Origin of the sequence: Spirosoma taeanense (assembly GCF_013127955.1) — a bacterium.
Classification (GTDB): Bacteria; Bacteroidota; Bacteroidia; order Cytophagales; family Spirosomataceae; genus Spirosoma; species Spirosoma taeanense.
Genome location: NZ_CP053435.1, coordinates 3,151,915 through 3,168,475, shown reverse-complemented (window position 1 = coordinate 3,168,475; position 16,561 = coordinate 3,151,915). Strand labels below are relative to the sequence as shown.

Sequence of the window (16,561 nt, the reverse complement as noted above, 5' to 3'; positions counted from 1 at the left end):
CGCTTGTGTTTCCGACCGGGCTTCCGGGCGCGACTAATCCTGTGTATGAGTCGAGCGCATTACCGTTTACTCAGGAAGTTTCCCGCTGAAAAAGTCAAAGCGTTAGTTTTCGGCTCCACTTTTCTGTCCGGACTCTCTGATTAACCGAGAACGTACTTCTGCTTACTATCCAACTATGACGGGCGGCCACTTCTTCGGGGTGGCCGCTTTTGTTTCAGGGAACATACTTGACGCATGTTCTGGCAAATTGCTATCTTACCCACAAACCATCAACCTGAAGCATGGCCATGCGCTACCAGATACCGTTTCTCGTTCTGATTTGTTTGCTCCCTAGCATCGTCCGGGCCCAGACTACGTTTTCAGTGTCCTTTCCGGCTTCGCAAAGTGGCCAGCCCCTGGATGGCCGGGTGCTGCTCATCATCGCCAAAACTGACAAGACAGAACCACGGTTGCAGGTCAGCGATGCCGTCGAAACCGCGCAGATCTTCGGCGTGGATGTCAACGGACTGAAGCCGGGGCAGGCCGCGCTCATTGACGCTTCGGTGTTTGGGTATCCTGAGCGGAGTTTGCGGAATCTGAAACCCGGCGACTATTACGTACAGGCAGTGTTGCACAAATACGAAACGTTTAAACGGAAAGACGGGCATACGGTCAAGCTGCCAATGGATCGGGGCGAAGGCCAGAACTGGCGGACGGCCCCTGGCAACCTGTTCAGCAAACCGCAGAAAATCAGCCTTAAACCTGGCTCACGGCAGGCGATTGCCGTGCTCCTGGATCAGGTGAATCCGCCGATACCGGAGCCGAAAGACACGAAATTCATTAAGCACATCAACATTCAGAGCAAACGACTGACCGAGTTCTGGGGCCGCCCCATGTTCCTGGGGGCTCACGTTCTGCTGCCCGCTGGTTTCGACGAGCACCCGGAGGCCCGTTACCCGCTCTGTTTGTTTCATGGTCACTTTCCCGACGATTTTTCGGGCTTCAGCGAAACACCCCCGCCCGCCAATATGGATACGACCGATTATATCGAACGGTTTAAACTATATGGTTACAAGAAAATTGTGGCGCAGGAGGCCTATGATTTTTACAAGAAATGGACAGGCAAGGATTTTCCGCGGATGCTGATCGTCGAAATTCAGCACGCCAATCCGTATTATGACGATTCCTACGCCGTCAATTCGGCGAATCTGGGACCGTACGGCGACGCCATTATGTATGAACTGCTGCCGGAAATTGAACGGCAGTTCCGTGGTATTGGGCAGGGCTGGGCGCGGTTTACGTATGGTGGCTCAACGGGTGGCTGGGAGGCCCTGGCTGCGCAGGTGTTCTATCCCGATGCATTCAACGGCTGCTTTGCGGCCTGCCCTGACCCGATTGCGTTCGACGCTTATACCGTCTTTAACCTGTATAAAGATAAGAATGCGTATTACTCGGAAGGACCGTTTCGGCGGACACCCCGGCCCGGCCAGCGCAATTACCTCGGGCAGGTCAAATGCACGCTCGAAGAAACAAACCATCGTGAACTGGTGATGGGTACCCATAGCCGTTCGGGCGATCAGTTCGATATCTGGGAGGCAGTTTATTCGCCGGTTGGACCGGACGGGTATCCGAAACGCATCTGGAACAAGCTGACCGGCGATATTGACGCGACTGTTGCTGAATACTGGCGTGAGCATTACGATCTGCTGCACATTCTTCGGCGCGACTGGAAGACGCTGGGCCCAAAAGTCGCCGGCAAGATTCACATTTACTGTGGCGACATGGATAACTACTACCTCAACAATGCGGTGTACCTGATGGAGGATTTTCTGAAGAGTGTTCAGAATCCATCGGCCAGCAGCGAAGTCGCTTACGGCGACCGGGCCGAACACTGCTGGAATGGCGATCCTACGCAACCGAACTACATTAGCCGCCTGCGCTACAATACAATGTACGTCGACAAAATTCTCCGGCGGATTGAACAGTCGGCACCCAAAGGGGCTGATTTGAAAAGCTGGCGATACTGAAACGGGGAGGAAAAGTCGTTACTAGCTTCTCCTCCCCGTTTTAAACTTCTGTAAAAACTGCTATAACTTACTCAGAAATGCCATCGTATCGACGCCATCGGCGTAGTCAGTGAGGCCGGGTCGCTGCGTTTGGCCAAAGGCAACGCTGTCAGGGTACCACGCATGCCCTGAACTGGACTGTGCCGAGGCCACAACCTGAATCTGCCCGGCATGGGCGGTGAGCCAGGTCCTGGCGTCGTCCAGCGTTCGATAGGTCTGATAATAAACGACCGAGATCGGAGAGACGAGACCGCTGTTTTCGGTCAGCAGCAGGTAACCGTTGTCGAGGTGTGGCACGGTATTAATCAGATAAATCGACTTGTTATAGTCGTAATTGTTCTGATACTTATGGTTATTGAGGTATGTACTGGCCTGCGGTTCCAGCGCCCGGAGCAGGGGCGTAAAACTATAGGCTTCGCCATTCGGTCCCTCGGGAACCAACAAAGTCGAAACATTCCGGCAGCCTAATCCGTAATAATCGGAGATGTCATGCCCCAGTTTCAGGAACTCCTCATCTGTCTCTTCGCCCATCAAAATCCCAACCGAGGTGCGGTTCCGGCGAATGATGTTTGGTTTCTTTGCGAAGTAATAATCAAAATAGCGTGCTGTATTGTTACTACCTGTAGCAATGAATGCTTCGGCCTTATTGAGCCGCTCAGCTTCCTCAATCCGATCGGCAAAGGCAGGATTGATGTCCTTTATTTTTTGTATTAAATAATGGATAAGTACAAAATCCTGAGAGCTTGTTTTGGCCAGCAGCGTATGGCCGCTCATTAACACACAAAGCAGATCATGGAAGCCAACTGCCGGGATATTACCTGCCATTACGACACCGACGGTGCGGGCTGTTTCAGGCTCGGCCCGGTACTGATTGACCCATGCAGTTAGTTTATCGGTTGCCAGAAATTCCTGGGCAATGGCTTGCAGCGCATTTAATGTATTGTCAGGCGTAAACCAGTTATTTTTCAGATAGGCCCGGTGGGCAATTTCGTTTAATTCAGGTTGAGCGTTGGCTGAGCGAAGATAATCGCCCAGGGCCACGAACGTTTGCAGGCGTTCTGATTGCAGCATGTATAGTATAAACAGTAGTAATGACCCATCAACGGAAGTGATTAAATTTTAGTTTGGCGCTAACCTTTAAATAGTTATATTTGTTGTTCATTCTACAGGGAACATTTTTTACGATTTTATAAAACTGTACTGCTCATGGCAATCATGATCACCGACGAGTGCATCAATTGTGGTGCCTGCGAACCCGAATGCCCCAACACCGCTATCTATGAAGGTGGCGTCGAATGGACCTGGGGCGGAGGAACCGAACTGACCGAAGTAGATTTCGGCGACGGTACGGTCGTGAGCGGTAAGGCACCGCAAAGCCCGGTCTCTAATGAGTTCTATTACATTGTGAGTGATAAATGCACTGAATGTATGGGTTTCCATGAAGAACCGCAGTGCGCGGCCGTTTGTCCGGTCGATTGCTGTGTTCCGGACCCTGAACACGTAGAGGATGAAGAAACACTGCTGGCTAAAAAAGCCTGGCTGCACGCCGAAGCCTGATTTCTATCTTCATTCAGGAATAAAAAGCCTGTCCAATTCATTGGACAGGCTTTTTTGTATTTAACCGTTTTAGTAGCCGCGGTTTACTGTTTGTTTATAGAAAAATTTTATTTGGCAAAATAAGAAATAATCAGAATTTAATTGAGAAGAAAAATTATATGCGTTTTAGTGTATTATGGCTTTAATAATTATCACATTTTAAACAAAATTGCATTAAACCATTAAAAATAGCATTATCTGAAAGCAAATCTCTTGCGTAAGATAAATTATCTCATAAAATTTGTCCCTGAACAAACCACAGTCTTCTCTTATACTCTGCCAAATTATCTGTATGAAAAAGCAATATTTACTGCTAATTCCTTCGCTTGTAACTCTGGCCGCAAATGCACAGGATACTACAGGCGTGGCTATGAAGAAAACGGTAGACCCTGCCGTCACAACCGTTGTTTCTGAACCGGCAGCTACGGGAAAATTCACTTTCTCGGGCTATATGGATACTTACTATTTTGGTAATTTCAATAATCCCAAAAGCCAGTCGAACCTGGGACTAAATGGTGAAGGCGTTGGCAACGCACGGGCGTTCGATCAGCGGGCTGGGCAGTTCGGTATTGGTTTGATTCAGGCTAAAGCAGTTTATTCGGCCGATAAGGTGGATGCCGTCATGGATTTAACTTTCGGTCCCTATTCTGATCTGGGCAACTACGGTAATTTTGTAGGTCCGTTGGGAGCGGGATCGACCGCCCTGGCTATAAAGCAGGCGTATATTACCCTTAAGGCTACGCCTAAACTTTCCTTTACCGCTGGCCAGTTTGGTACGCACATCGGCTACGAAGTCATTGACGCACCCGTCAACTACAACTACTCACTGTCGAACCTGTTCAACAACGGCCCCTTTTACCACATCGGCCTGAAAGGCCAATACTCCTTCAGCGATCGGGTTTACCTGATGCTGGGCGTAGTGAACAACGTCGATAATCTGTTCGATAACAACAAAAAGAAAGGGCTGATTGGTCAATTCTTTGTATCGCCTGTATCGGGCTGGAATGTCTACCTGAATGCGATCGTCTCGAATGAAGCCTCCAAAGATGCGAACGGAGTAGCCGCCGACGATGCGAACTATTCGCTTTTTGACCTGACAACGACGTACCAGATCACGTCCAGGTTTTTCCTCGGGCTGAATGCAGCCAAGGGCTCCCAGAAAGGGGATTATCAGGGGTATGGCGGTCCGGCAACGACCCGGAGCTGGAGTGGTGTAGCGCTGTACGGTAATTATACCTTCACCGACAAATTTGGTTTTGGTGCCCGTTACGAAGTGTTTGATAATAAAGACGGTGCCCGTGCCCTGACAGACGCGGCCGGTAACGGGGCCACTGTGAACTCGCTGACTCTGACCGGTAACATAACCGCAGCTGACGGACATGTTCTGCTAAAGCCTGAGCTGCGTATCGATAGTTATTCAGGCGACAAGTTTGAGAAAAACGATGGTTCGCTGACCAAATCCCAGACTACGCTCGGTATGGCCGCCATCTTCAAGTTCTAACCTACGTATCTCGTTTTCTTAACTTAAATACTTTACAGTCAGTACAACAAAAACCTCTCTAGTCGCATGCAAAAACCTAATTACGTTCCTCTGATTCTGCTGGGTATCGTCGCTGTCCTTGGCATTTTACCTGGTTTCAATGGTGTTCCGACGCAGATTGTGACGGAAGGTATTAACTCCGGTGACACCGCCTGGATGCTCGTAGCAACCGCTCTCGTTTTGTTGATGACGCCCGGCCTGGCGTATTTCTATGGCGGTATGGTCAACAACAAAAACGTGATCTCGACCATGCTGCAAAGCTTCATCGCAATGGGCGTGATTAGTGTCCTGTGGGTAGTGGTAGGCTATAGCCTGGCCTTTGGATCATCCGTTGGCGGTTTCATTGGTAACCCTATGGACCACTTCATGTTCAAGGGTGTGCTGGATGGTAAGCCCTGGTCGCTGGCTGCCAGTATCCCGCTGGTGGTGTTCGCTTTCTTCCAGTTGAAATTTGCTGTTATTACACCTGCTCTCGTAACCGGCTCGATGGCCGAGCGTATCAACTTCCGCTCTTACGTGCTGTTCATGATTTTGTTCAGCCTGTTTGTATACGCACCACTGGCGCACATGACCTGGCATCCCGAAGGGTTCCTGTTCAAGCTGGGCGTCCTCGATTTCGCGGGTGGAACGGTAGTACACATGTCAGCAGGCTGGGCTGCACTGGCGGGCGCTCTTTACCTGAAGCGCCGGAAATCGCATCTGGAAGCCAGCTTCTTTCCCCCGGCTAACATTCCGTTCGTCCTGCTCGGTACGGGTCTGCTGTGGTTCGGCTGGTTTGGTTTCAACGCCGGTTCGGCGGTAGGGGCAACCTCGCTGGCGGCTTCGGCCTTTGCCACAACCAACACGGCGGCTGCGGCTGCGGGTCTGGCCTGGGTATTGTTCGATTCGGCTAAAGGCAAAAAGGTATCGGCCCTGGGCTTCTGTATCGGCGCGGTAGTTGGTCTGGTAGCTATCACTCCGGCGGCTGGTTTCGTAACGGTGCCAACGGCTATCTTCATCGGTACGGTGGCTGCGATGGTGTCCAACTACGTAGCGCATCTGCGCTCGAAGTCGACGCTGGACGATACGCTCGACGTATTCCCCTGCCACGGTGTTGGCGGTATGGTGGGTATGATCATGACGGGTATCTTCGCCAGCCGCAGTGTGAACTCGGCCGTTGCCGAAGGTGGCGAAGGACTGGCCTTTGGTCAGACGACACTGTTCATTAACCACATGATCGCTCTGGTACTGGTATCCGTATTCGCCTTTGGCATGTCGATGCTGCTGCTGAAAGTGACCGACCTGATTCTGCCACTGCGTGTGTCTGAAGAAGACGAAAAGTCAGGTCTGGACGTTAGCCAGCACGACGAATTCCTGATCGAAGGATAAGATATAACAATAGAGCCACAGGCATCCTGTCTGACCAGCCTGGCTGACAGCTTTACTGTGGTTTTGTTGTACTCATGGAGCCGCTCCCGCTTGGGGGCGGTTTCCTGCTTTCAGAGACTCTTTAAAAGAATGTAGAGTCTACTAGCCAGCTGGTTAGGGTCAGATAAAGGAAGAGCCGTTATGTCGTTTGATGGGTTGAACGACGTAACGGGCTAAACCATATAAACTCAAAACGCCCCCGATCTCTCGACCGGGGGCGTTTTGACTAGCAGTCAGCAGAAGGATTACATCATGCCGCCCATGCCACCGCCGTGCATACCACCGCCAGGAGCTGCCGGAGTTTCTTCCGGCTCGTCGGCGATTACGCACTCGGTCGTTAGCAGCAGACCTGCGATCGACGCTGCATTCTCCAGTGCCAGACGCGTTACTTTTTTCGGGTCGATGACACCGGCTGCGAACAGGTCTTCGTAGGAATCGTTCTTGGCATTGTAGCCATAGCCGCCCGTACCTTCTTTCACCTTGTTCACAACAACCGAACCTTCGCCACCGGCGTTGGCAACAATCGTGCGCAGGGGCGACTCCAGTGCCTGACGGATGATGTTAATACCAGTTTTCTCATCTTCGTTGATGGCGTTGATGCTGTCCAGCGACGAGATGGCGCGGATCAGGGCAATGCCACCACCGGTTACGATACCTTCTTCCACAGCCGCGCGGGTTGCGTGCAGGGCGTCGTCAACGCGGTCTTTCTTTTCTTTCATTTCTACTTCAGTAGCTGCACCGATGTAGAGGATCGCTACGCCACCCGACAGTTTCGCCAGCCGCTCCTGCAATTTCTCGCGGTCGTAATCTGACGTTGTGTTTTCGATTTGGGCTTTGATCTGGTTAACGCGACCCGTGATGTCATCCTTCTGACCAACACCATTCACGACGGTCGTGTTGTCTTTGTCGATCAGAATCTTCTCGGCCTGGCCCAGGTAATCAAGCGATGCGTTCTCCAGTTTGAAGCCACGCTCTTCGCTGATCACCTGACCGCCTGTCAGGATAGCAATGTCTTCCAGCATAGCTTTCCGACGATCGCCAAAGCCCGGAGCCTTCACGGCGGCAACTTTCAGCGCACCCCGGATTTTGTTCACTACCAGCGTAGCCAGAGCTTCACCGTCAACGTCTTCTGCAATGATCAGCAGCGGGCGGCCGGTCTGAGCAACCTGCTCCAGAACGGGCAGCAGTTCTTTCATTGACGAAACTTTCTTCTCCGAGATCAGGATGAACGGACGCTCCAGTTCAACTTCCATTTTCTCGGTGTTGGTTACGAAGTAAGGCGACAGGTAACCACGGTCAAACTGCATACCTTCAACGGTTTTAACTTCCGTTTCGGTACCGCGGGCTTCTTCAACCGTAATAACCCCTTCTTTACCTACTTTCTGCATAGCTTCGGCGATCATCGAACCGATTTCCTCGTCGTAGTTAGCCGAGATCGTTGCTACTTGCTTGATTTTGCTGAAGTCGTCGCCAACGGTCTGCGCCTGCTCGGCCAGATTCGCCGTTACAACCTGTACGGCTTTTTCGATACCCCGCTTGAGGTCCATCGGGTTTGCACCAGCGGCCACGTTCTTGGCGCCAATCGAGTAGATTGCCTGGGCCAGAACCGTTGCCGTCGTCGTGCCGTCACCTGCTGAATCAGCGGTTTTCGATGCAACTTCTTTTACTAACTGAGCGCCCATGTTTTCCATGGCATCTTTCAGCTCAATTTCTTTGGCAACCGTCACACCGTCTTTGGTGATGGCCGGCGAGCCAAATTTTTTATCCAGAATTACGTTCCGGCCTTTAGGTCCGAGGGTTACTTTCACCGCGTCGGCCAGGGTGTCAACACCCTTCTTGATGCGCTCGCGGGCTTCGGTGTCGAAGAAAATTTTCTTAGCCATTGTACTTTAAAATCGGTTTGGATTACAAAAAACGTATGCCGAAGCATTGAGAATTAAAGAATCGCGAAAATGTCGGATTCGCGCATGATGAGGTACTCTTTACCATCAACGGTGATCTCCGTACCCGCGTACTTACCGTACAGCACTGTATCGCCCACCTGCACCGTCAGTGGCTCATCTTTCTTGCCCGCACCAACGGCCACGACCGTACCGCGCTGGGGTTTCTCCTTTGCCGTGTCGGGGATAATGATCCCGAACGAGGTTTTTTCTTCAGCCGGGGCGGCTTCTACCAGCACCCGATCAGCCAGCGGTTTCACGTTCACTTTAACGCTTTCCGTTTCTGCTACCATGATAATGAGTTGATTAAGGTTATTAACTAGTTGTGTAATGCATCACACGACGCTGTCAGCCCGCCAATTTTTGTGCCAATACGCCAGACTGCCAAAATTTCAGGAAATTGTCTGACAGTTTGCCAACGTAAGCCTGACGCTTTGTTCATTCTGCCGCTTACCTAATTTCAGCAAACAGAATTTGGCAGATTGACGTTTGTTCGCTATCTTAACTAGACTACACGCTGGCAAAGCGACTCACCCGCGTCTATGAAAAAATTGCAGTCTGATTGGTTTACCCAAAATTGGCTTGATGCCGAATACCAGAAATATGTCGTCCTGGCATATTTACAGGCGGTTCGACAAAACTTCGACGAGAACAAACTTTGCCCTGATCTGCCCGACCTGCGGCATCACTACGAGAGCGGTGTCCGGTTTTCGAGGGGCAAAGGTAGGTTAAATGCTGCGTTTCCCAAGCGTGCCACGGGTATTACGGGGCCACCACCCCGGATTACCTATGAATCTGAGGTAACGGACGATGAATTTATGACGGAGATTGATGCCATCGTAAATTTTGCGCTGCCCCGTTTTCAGACCATGCTCACCGAAGGGCAGCAGCGCTGGCTCGACATTGCTACGTCGCTGATGCTGACTCCAATTGGCCTGATGCCGTTACGTCCCGAAGAAGGCTACCTGTTTCTGCACGCAACAAACCAGGCCGAAACTCAGGTTTACTACTTCTGTCTGACGTTGTATTCAGACGAGGAGCCGGGTGGCCGGCTGGTACAGCTGCAGTTTGTGGAAGCGGTACGGAAGGGTCTGGCCACTACGTTTGAAAACCTGAAACTCGACCTGATTCGGCGGCACCGGCATTTACCTAACCCCGCTACGTTTATGCTCGAAAGCCAGCGGATGTATCCCGTGCAGGAAACGCTGCTGCCCATTGCGCGGCAGTTGCTGGCTCAGGCTGTGGCTTAGACAGCAAGCCTTAAAGATTCTATATTTCTTTAACGACCAGCCTAAACAACAAAAGCCATTCCGCTTCGGAATGGCTTTTGTTGATTTAATTCTGATTACTTCTGGGGCGTCAGAGCTGAAGTCGAAGCGCCGGGCGTCTGAGCGCCGGGAACGGCCTGACTGGGTGCTGCACCGTTTGCGGCACTAGGCGCCGGGGTAGGCGCTGCGGCACCCGGTAAGGTCTGGGTTTGCGCCCGGTCGACGTTGACACTGTTGATGCCGCCCGCCTGGTTGCGGTCAACCATGACGTAAGAGGCCAGCGACAGGACCATTACGCCGATACCAAGACCCCAGGTAATCTGCTCGAGCAAATCGGTGGTTTTCTTAACGCCCATCAGCTGGTTGGAGCCCAACCCACCGAATTCACCGGCCAGTCCGCCACCTTTTGAGTTCTGAATAAGCACAATCAGGATCAACAGGACGGTGAGAATGCAAGTGATGACAATAGTTGCCGTTATCATGTAAAATCAGTTCTAAAAATGTTCGGTTAATGCGTTGGGAGAACAAGGAAAGGACTAAAACTATTCGTTTGCTGACGCCTGACCTCCCTCTAATTCACGGATTTTTGCCGCAAAGTACGCCTTTTTCTCTGGATTCTTCACTATCAGCTGCTGGTAGATTTCACGGGCTTTGTCTGTTTTGCCCTGTTTGAGCAGAATTTTGGCAAAGCTCTCGGTGACAAACCCGCTTCCAACGGGCTTACTTCGTTTGGTCAAGTCTTCCTGCTCGGGCTGTTCGCCGGGTTTGACCCGTACGGGCGAGATGCGGGGTTCTTTTCTGATAAAGCTATCAATCAGATCGAACTGGCGCTGGCGTTCAACATCAGCCGCCGACAGGGCAGGCTCGGCGGCCGGAGCTTCCGCGATCTGGGCAAGTTCGTGCTGCAGATTCGTTTCGGCCAGGGTTGGGTCTTCCGGCGTGGGAATGGTTTCAACCGGCTCCGGCGCGGTCGGCCGGGCTTCCATCTGCCCAGGTAGCCGCAGGAGCGGCAGTTTGGGGAAGGCCGTACTCAAGCCAGCTTTCGACTTGAAGAGGGCATAACTTTCCTGTTGATAGTCTTCCGGAATGGGTACGTGTTTGGCCGAAAGCTCATTCAGCTTCGATAGCAGGTTTTCCGACCACTGGAATTCATTGTCGATCAACTTGCGGAGCGCATTACGGCTCAGGGCGTGGGCTGCGGCCTGCCGAACATAGGGGATGGTCTGGCCCTTCAGATGCACCGATGCCGCTTTGGCCGTCAGCGTATGCAGCGCCTGGCAGTATGGGTACGTCTGCAGGCTCTCCTGCAACTGCACAAAGTCAGTTGCGGTCAGGTCGTCGGGATGGGTGACCCAGTACGAGAAGGTTTCTTTATCGAGTGGCAGCATGGATTGGGGGTCGCGTTACGGTGTCCAAAGATAGTCCGAACCGGCGAATTTTATACAAGGAGCGGTAGCGGCAAAAGCTATTGATTAACCCGGCTTACTGCAACGGACCGACAGAACTTACCAATCGGCTGCGGTTTTGTTAAAAATATCGAGAACGATCTGATCCAGGATTTTGGGGACCAGCCGGCTCTCGTTCTGACTAAGTGTCTGGTTCTGGGGAAAGTCCTGGTAGAATGCAAACGACTGCTCGAAATTCTTGCTTTCGTCCTGGTTGTTGTAAAACCGAACCTGTACCGTAATCTGGAGCCGGTTCACCCCCGCCTGGTCCTGAGCCGTGGGCGCTACGGCCAGCAGGTCATAGCCCGTAATGCTGCCTTCGAGCACCATATCGCCGTTAGCGGGCACTACTTTCAGATTAGTGTAGCGCTGGTAATATTCTTTCAGTTTCTCGTTGAACGTAAGCGGCAGGTTAGCCGGGCCGCCGGCCGTTGCCAGCACGAAATTATTGACCGTAACACTCTTGATGTCGGGCGATAGGGTAGTGCCGCTGAACGAATAAATCCCGCAGGACTGCATGACGAATGATACGTTGAGAACGATGAATACGAACGCAATACGTTTCACGGTTGCCTTAAAACCATCGTTCATCATTCTGCATTCAGAATGCAGGAACCTACTCTTCATCAATTTCATACTGCTTGATTTTCCGATACAACGTCCGCTCCGAGATGCCAAGTGCCTGCGCTGCGTATTTCCGTTTGTTATTATTGCGCCGGAGGGCTTTCAGGATCATCTCTTTCTCCTGGCGTTCAAGCGAGAGCGAGTCATCTTCTTCGGTTTCGTGGGTCACATCCTCGACCGTTACGTCGTTGATGTCCTCATCGACGTCGTCGAAAATCTGCACGGGCGGATGGCTGCCATAGGTCTCCGATGGCGGGGGCGTTTCGGGGCGGGGCGATCCGTTGATGGCCGGCAGGTACCGGTTGGCGCTGCCGTCGGCACCACCGTCGCTATCTGATGAAATGGAATCGAACAGATCGCGGTGCTTGTGCAGAATCTGCCGACCGTCCTGCTCGCTGCCCAGTACGTCGCGGACGAGTTTTTTTAAGTCATTTACGTCCCGGCGCATGTCGAACAGAACTTTGTAGAGCAGTTCGCGCTCGGAAAAATTCTCCGTGCCGGCCGCGCCGTGGGCATGCGGAAACAGGGCGAGCGTGCGATTGGGCTGGTTGGTCTGCGGAAGGTATTTGGCCAGCGTTTCGGCTTCAATTGGCTTGTTGTGTTCCGACTCGAGGATGGAAACCTGCTCGGCGATGTTCTTCAACTGCCGGATATTCCCCGGAAAGGGGAAGCTCATCAGCAATTGTTTGGCCCCTTCGGTCAACTGCAGGGGTTTGATCCGGTAACGTTCGGCAAAGTCGGTCGTAAACTTGCGGAACAGCAGCTCGATGTCGGTGCCGCGCTCGCGCAGGGGGGGCACGTAAATTGGTACGGTGTTCAGCCGGTAGTACAGGTCTTCGCGAAACTTACCTTTCTCGACGGCGTCCATCAGGTTAACGTTGGTAGCCGCCACCACGCGCACATCGGTCTTCTGGGTCTTGGAGGAGCCTACGCGAATGAACTCGCCATTTTCCAGAACACGCAGTAGCCGGGCCTGGGTACCGAGCGGCATTTCGCCGATCTCGTCCAGAAAGATCGTTCCGCCGTTCGTCGTTTCGAAGTAACCCTTGCGCGAGTCAACCGCACCGGTAAACGAACCTTTCTCGTGACCGAACAACTCGGAGTCGATGGTCCCTTCGGGAATGGCCCCGCAGTTAATAGCAATAAACTGGCCGTGTTTGCGGGCGCTCAGGCTGTGAATGATCTTGGAAAACGATTCCTTACCACTGCCGCTTTCCCCCGTAATGAGCACGGTCAGATCGGTACCCGCGACCTGCATGGCTACGTTGATGGCGTAGTTAAGCGCGGGCGCGTTACCGATTATACCGAAGCGTTGTTTTACGCTCTGAATTTCCTGAATATTCATAAAAAAGAGGTCATTTGTAGTCAGGCCTTGTCAAGGGTTGTCATTCATTGTTCGGATAGCAACAAACGAACAATGACCTTACCTGACAATTATTGACTAACCACCTGTCCCCGCAGGGTAGCGGATGTACACTCGGTCACCAGGACATTGACGTACTGCCCTTTCTGGTGGTTGCCTTTCGGAAAAACGACCATCTTGTTCTGGTCGTTCCGGCCGCAGAGGAACTCGTCCGAGCGTTTGGAAGGGCCTTCGATCAGCACCCGCTGCACCTGTCCAATGTGGCGCTGGTTGCGCTCAGCAGAGTGCGTCAGCTGCCGGGCAATGATTTCGTTGAGCCGCCGTTTCTTGACGTCTTCCGGAATATCGTCGGCGTATTTCTTAGCCGCCAGCGTACCCGGCCGCTCTGAATAAGCAAACATATAGGCGTAATCGTACCGGACGTAATCCATCAGCGACAGCGAGTCCTGGTGCTCTTCCTCGGTTTCGGTACAGAAGCCCGAGATCATGTCGGTTGAAATCCCGCAGTCGTCGCCCAGAATCCGGCGGATGCTGTTGATTTTCTCCATATACCAGGGCCGGTCGTAGGTCCGGTTCATCAGCTTCAACACCCGACTGTTGCCGCTCTGGGCGGGCAGGTGGATGTAGTTGCAGATGTTGTCGTACCGGGCCATGGTGTACAGAACGTCGTCGGTAATGTCTTTCGGGTGCGAAGTCGAAAACCGGACGCGCAGATCGGGGTGGATTTGCGCGACCATTTCGAGCAGGTTGGCAAAATTGACGGAGGAAGGGGAGGAAAGGGACGAGCGGGAGGAGAGGGGTTCCGCCTGGACTATTTCCTCTCCTCCTTCCTCCCTTTTCTCCCCCCATTTATAACTATCGACGTTCTGCCCAAGCAGAGTAACCTCCCGGTAGCCCCGGTCGAACAGATCCTGCGCTTCCCGAACGATGCTGTGCGGGTCGCGGCTGCGCTCCCGGCCGCGTGTAAAGGGCACCACGCAGAAGCTGCACATATTGTCGCAGCCGCGCATGATGGAGACAAAGGCCGTTACGCCATTCGAGTTCAGGCGGATGGGCGAAATGTCGGCGTAGGTTTCTTCCCGCGACAGGAAAACGTTCACGGCTTTCTGTCCCGACTCGGCCTCTTCCACCAGCTTCGGAATGTCGCGGTACGCATCAGGACCCGCTACGATGTCCACGACTTTCTCTTCTTCCAGAAGCTTGGTCTTGAGCCGTTCGGCCATGCAGCCGAGCATACCGACCAGCAGTTCGGGCTTCTGGCGTTTGAGCGCGTTGAGGTGCTTGAGCCGGTGACGAACCTTCTGCTCGGCGTTATCGCGGATGGCGCAGGTGTTCAGAAAAATCAGATCCGCATCGTCGGCCGACGAAGTGGTGGCAAAGCCCGCGTTACGCATAACGGCCGCCACAACCTCGCTATCGGCAAAGTTCATCTGGCATCCGTAGCTTTCGATATAGAGCCGTTTCTTGCCCACAGCAGCCTCGTCTTCGGACGTGCGCGGCAGGTCAATCTCTTCCTTATCAGCGGGTTGCAGTATGGTCAGTTCGGGGATGAGCGTCATAGTAAGTCGTAAGTTCTTCAGGTTGAATAAGGACGGACCAGCCTTTTCTGACTGGTCGCTGACAGGCAGACCGCCCGCCGATTTATCAACTGAGCTACAAATTTACGAAGAATGCCCCGATTACGCTGTCATTTTGGCAGGATATGCCCGTTAAATTCTCATAAAAGAAGTTTCTGCCTTTGCATTGCCACAATTGTCTAAATGCGTATAATTGTGTTATCAGTGGTTACTTATGAGCTATGCTCGCAAAGGGCTTTGAGAACAGATGCGCTAAACGTTAATTGTTTGATTATTCAAACGTTATAGTTTAGTGACTTTGCGCACAACAATATGTTGGGTGCGCTCACTAAGCTAATAGAGAGTGTTTGTAAGCTTGCGGGCGACAACTTGCCCGTCCCGATGACAGGGCGGTTTGGGTTCGTTAGGCGGCTTCCGGTTGACATGGGAAACGCCCCAATAGTCAAACTTTAAGATGTGGAGGTAGCTTGGGTGCGACAGCCCAACCGCTCTGGTTAAAGCAGTTAAGAATTTGTGAACCAAACTCCCTACTTAGATTGATAGAAAATAGTGTATCGAACGTCTTCTAAACTTCTACAGAAATATGAAGAAGTATTTATTAGTAGTTAGTTTCGTGCTTCTTTCATTCGCAGTTAGTTTTTTGATGTATAAGTATTTAAAGACTTTAATCAAGGATAATTCATATTCTCCAAACATTGAATATGTGAACAGGTTTAATGAGAGTTTCTCTCCTGTACCAGTCACTATCAAATTGGATTCTACGCGTTTAAAGAATGAAGTAAAAAATTTAACTAAAACAGAATCAATTAAATTTAAAAAGGTTATTGATTCTGTTTATACGCCTTTACTGGTGTCAAAATCAAGAGTTGCTTTTGAGTTGTTTCCGCAAGTAACGTCTGCGTCACAGACATATGATTTTGCTGGCCATGGTTATGTTATTACTCTAAAAAATACAGATGGTTATCGGTTAGCATTCAATAATATTAAAGGTTCAGAGGCAGATTTTTCAGTTCCAATTTTAGCCCAGTCAACAGGAGTCAAAGATGATAGTCTCCCTGTTCTGAAACCTCAAACTACTCCATCAATTAGTTATTCCTCCAAAGAACAAACCGACTGGATTAAGGTCATTATATTCTTCTTAGTAATGCTCCTTGGTATGTTTTTTAAACAGACTTGGGACTTTCTTAAGAAAGAACAAGCTAGTGGAGTTGATGTTGCCAATTTATGGAAGATAATGCGAAAGAGTACGTCAGGTATATCTTTTTTACTTGCTGTGGTCATTTCTCCGCTTGTATTTTACTCAATCTATTTTGTGATAAAGGATATTCCAGACGATATAAAGGCTGGATTCTTAGCGTTCCAAAATGGTTTTTTTTGGTATTACATTTTTGAAAAGCAAGAGACGACTTTCAAAAACGCGGTTACAAATGAAACAAAGGGTTAAATTCACTTTATCCTTTTTCCGCAATTACGTCCTTCGAGCGACAGAGAGCACGTCTCGCAGGAAAGTTTTCAGCCCAACTGACTGAGTGTGTAAAGGTTAGGAGTGGGTTTTGTTCAGTGACGCAATGTTATTATCCATCAACACTTAGGAGTGTTGGGTGAACCGGTCAAAGAAATGCTTGTTTGCCAGCGTTGCTGCGACAATTAGCACCTCTCGGAGGTCAGGTTTTGCTCGTCGGTCGAGTTGCGGTTGACAGGGCGGACGCCCCACGTGTTTTAGCTGAAGAAAACTCAAAATGCGCTATATTTACAT

Annotated in this window: 14 protein-coding genes; 6 read left to right on the top strand and 8 right to left on the bottom strand. The window is 51.3% G+C overall.

Annotated elements, in window-relative coordinates; all coding sequences use genetic code 11:
- The first annotated feature begins 287 nt into the window (after positions 1–287).
- The gene (locus HNV11_RS13285) at positions 288–2,006 is read left to right on the top strand and encodes a hypothetical protein (RefSeq protein ID WP_171740124.1); all 1,719 of its coding nucleotides are present in this window, start codon (positions 288–290) and stop codon (positions 2,004–2,006) included.
- Positions 2,007–2,066: 60 nt separating this feature from the next.
- Here HNV11_RS13285 and HNV11_RS13280 read toward each other — a convergent pair whose 3' ends face one another.
- Positions 2,067–3,116, bottom strand: a complete 1,050-nt coding sequence (locus HNV11_RS13280; protein WP_171740123.1) for an aldehyde dehydrogenase family protein — start codon at positions 3,114–3,116, stop codon at positions 2,067–2,069.
- A gap of 135 nt (positions 3,117–3,251) precedes the next feature.
- Here HNV11_RS13280 and HNV11_RS13275 point away from each other — a divergent pair, with 135 nt between their 5' ends.
- The 3 genes from HNV11_RS13275 (at position 3,252) to HNV11_RS13265 (ending at position 6,549) form a co-directional block, all read left to right on the top strand.
- Entirely contained in the window at positions 3,252–3,602 is a 351-nt protein-coding gene (locus HNV11_RS13275; RefSeq protein WP_171740122.1) for a 4Fe-4S dicluster domain-containing protein, read from the top strand.
- Positions 3,603–3,933: 331 nt separating this feature from the next.
- The gene (locus HNV11_RS13270) at positions 3,934–5,142 is read left to right on the top strand and encodes a porin (RefSeq protein ID WP_171740121.1); all 1,209 of its coding nucleotides are present in this window, start codon (positions 3,934–3,936) and stop codon (positions 5,140–5,142) included.
- Between the two features lie 66 nt (positions 5,143–5,208).
- Positions 5,209–6,549, top strand: coding sequence for an ammonium transporter (locus tag HNV11_RS13265; RefSeq protein ID WP_171740120.1), 1,341 nt, complete (start codon positions 5,209–5,211; stop codon positions 6,547–6,549).
- Between the two features lie 284 nt (positions 6,550–6,833).
- On the opposite strand, the gene groL is transcribed toward HNV11_RS13265, so the two are convergent.
- Both groL and HNV11_RS13255 read right to left on the bottom strand, forming a co-directional pair.
- Entirely contained in the window at positions 6,834–8,471 is a 1,638-nt protein-coding gene (gene groL, locus HNV11_RS13260) for a chaperonin GroEL (protein WP_171740119.1), read from the bottom strand.
- Positions 8,472–8,524: 53 nt separating this feature from the next.
- A complete protein-coding gene (locus tag HNV11_RS13255) occupies positions 8,525–8,821 on the bottom strand; it encodes a co-chaperone GroES (RefSeq protein WP_012925587.1) in 297 nt (98 codons plus the stop codon).
- A gap of 249 nt (positions 8,822–9,070) precedes the next feature.
- Between HNV11_RS13255 and HNV11_RS13250 the strand changes: the two genes are divergently transcribed.
- The gene (locus HNV11_RS13250; protein WP_171740118.1) at positions 9,071–9,778 is read left to right on the top strand and encodes a hypothetical protein; all 708 of its coding nucleotides are present in this window, start codon (positions 9,071–9,073) and stop codon (positions 9,776–9,778) included.
- A 95-nt stretch (positions 9,779–9,873) separates the two neighbouring features.
- Here HNV11_RS13250 and secG read toward each other — a convergent pair whose 3' ends face one another.
- The 5 genes from secG to miaB form a co-directional block, all read right to left on the bottom strand.
- Positions 9,874–10,278 (bottom strand): preprotein translocase subunit SecG, encoded by a 405-nt coding sequence (gene secG / locus HNV11_RS13245; protein ID WP_171740117.1) that lies wholly within the window; start codon positions 10,276–10,278, stop codon positions 9,874–9,876.
- A 60-nt stretch (positions 10,279–10,338) separates the two neighbouring features.
- On the bottom strand, positions 10,339–11,184 hold the full coding sequence (locus tag HNV11_RS13240; protein WP_171740116.1) for a hypothetical protein: 846 nt from the start codon (positions 11,182–11,184) through the stop codon (positions 10,339–10,341).
- Positions 11,185–11,301: 117 nt separating this feature from the next.
- On the bottom strand, positions 11,302–11,808 hold the full coding sequence (gene lptE, locus HNV11_RS13235; RefSeq protein WP_317167996.1) for an LptE family protein: 507 nt from the start codon (positions 11,806–11,808) through the stop codon (positions 11,302–11,304).
- 49 nt (positions 11,809–11,857) lie between these two features.
- Positions 11,858–13,210 (bottom strand): sigma-54 interaction domain-containing protein, encoded by a 1,353-nt coding sequence (locus tag HNV11_RS13230; RefSeq protein ID WP_171740115.1) that lies wholly within the window; start codon positions 13,208–13,210, stop codon positions 11,858–11,860.
- 89 nt (positions 13,211–13,299) lie between these two features.
- Positions 13,300–14,787 (bottom strand): tRNA (N6-isopentenyl adenosine(37)-C2)-methylthiotransferase MiaB, encoded by a 1,488-nt coding sequence (miaB, locus tag HNV11_RS13225; RefSeq protein ID WP_171740114.1) that lies wholly within the window; start codon positions 14,785–14,787, stop codon positions 13,300–13,302.
- A 601-nt stretch (positions 14,788–15,388) separates the two neighbouring features.
- Here miaB and HNV11_RS13220 point away from each other — a divergent pair.
- Positions 15,389–16,249 (top strand): hypothetical protein, encoded by an 861-nt coding sequence (locus HNV11_RS13220; RefSeq protein ID WP_171740113.1) that lies wholly within the window; start codon positions 15,389–15,391, stop codon positions 16,247–16,249.
- Positions 16,250–16,561 lie beyond the last annotated feature (312 nt).

Coding starts and splice junctions, on each gene's coding strand:
- HNV11_RS13285 (WP_171740124.1), top strand. CDS start 288: ATGCGCTACCAGATACCGTTTCTCGTTCTGATTTGTTTGCTCCCTAGC.
- HNV11_RS13280 (WP_171740123.1), bottom strand. CDS start 3,116: ATGCTGCAATCAGAACGCCTGCAAACGTTCGTGGCCCTGGGCGATTAT.
- HNV11_RS13275 (WP_171740122.1), top strand. CDS start 3,252: ATGGCAATCATGATCACCGACGAGTGCATCAATTGTGGTGCCTGCGAA.
- HNV11_RS13270 (WP_171740121.1), top strand. CDS start 3,934: ATGAAAAAGCAATATTTACTGCTAATTCCTTCGCTTGTAACTCTGGCC.
- HNV11_RS13265 (WP_171740120.1), top strand. CDS start 5,209: ATGCAAAAACCTAATTACGTTCCTCTGATTCTGCTGGGTATCGTCGCT.
- groL (WP_171740119.1), bottom strand. CDS start 8,471: ATGGCTAAGAAAATTTTCTTCGACACCGAAGCCCGCGAGCGCATCAAG.
- HNV11_RS13255 (WP_012925587.1), bottom strand. CDS start 8,821: ATGGTAGCAGAAACGGAAAGCGTTAAAGTGAACGTGAAACCGCTGGCT.
- HNV11_RS13250 (WP_171740118.1), top strand. CDS start 9,071: ATGAAAAAATTGCAGTCTGATTGGTTTACCCAAAATTGGCTTGATGCC.
- secG (WP_171740117.1), bottom strand. CDS start 10,278: ATGATAACGGCAACTATTGTCATCACTTGCATTCTCACCGTCCTGTTG.
- HNV11_RS13240 (WP_171740116.1), bottom strand. CDS start 11,184: ATGCTGCCACTCGATAAAGAAACCTTCTCGTACTGGGTCACCCATCCC.
- HNV11_RS13230 (WP_171740115.1), bottom strand. CDS start 13,210: ATGAATATTCAGGAAATTCAGAGCGTAAAACAACGCTTCGGTATAATC.
- miaB (WP_171740114.1), bottom strand. CDS start 14,787: ATGACGCTCATCCCCGAACTGACCATACTGCAACCCGCTGATAAGGAA.
- HNV11_RS13220 (WP_171740113.1), top strand. CDS start 15,389: ATGAAGAAGTATTTATTAGTAGTTAGTTTCGTGCTTCTTTCATTCGCA.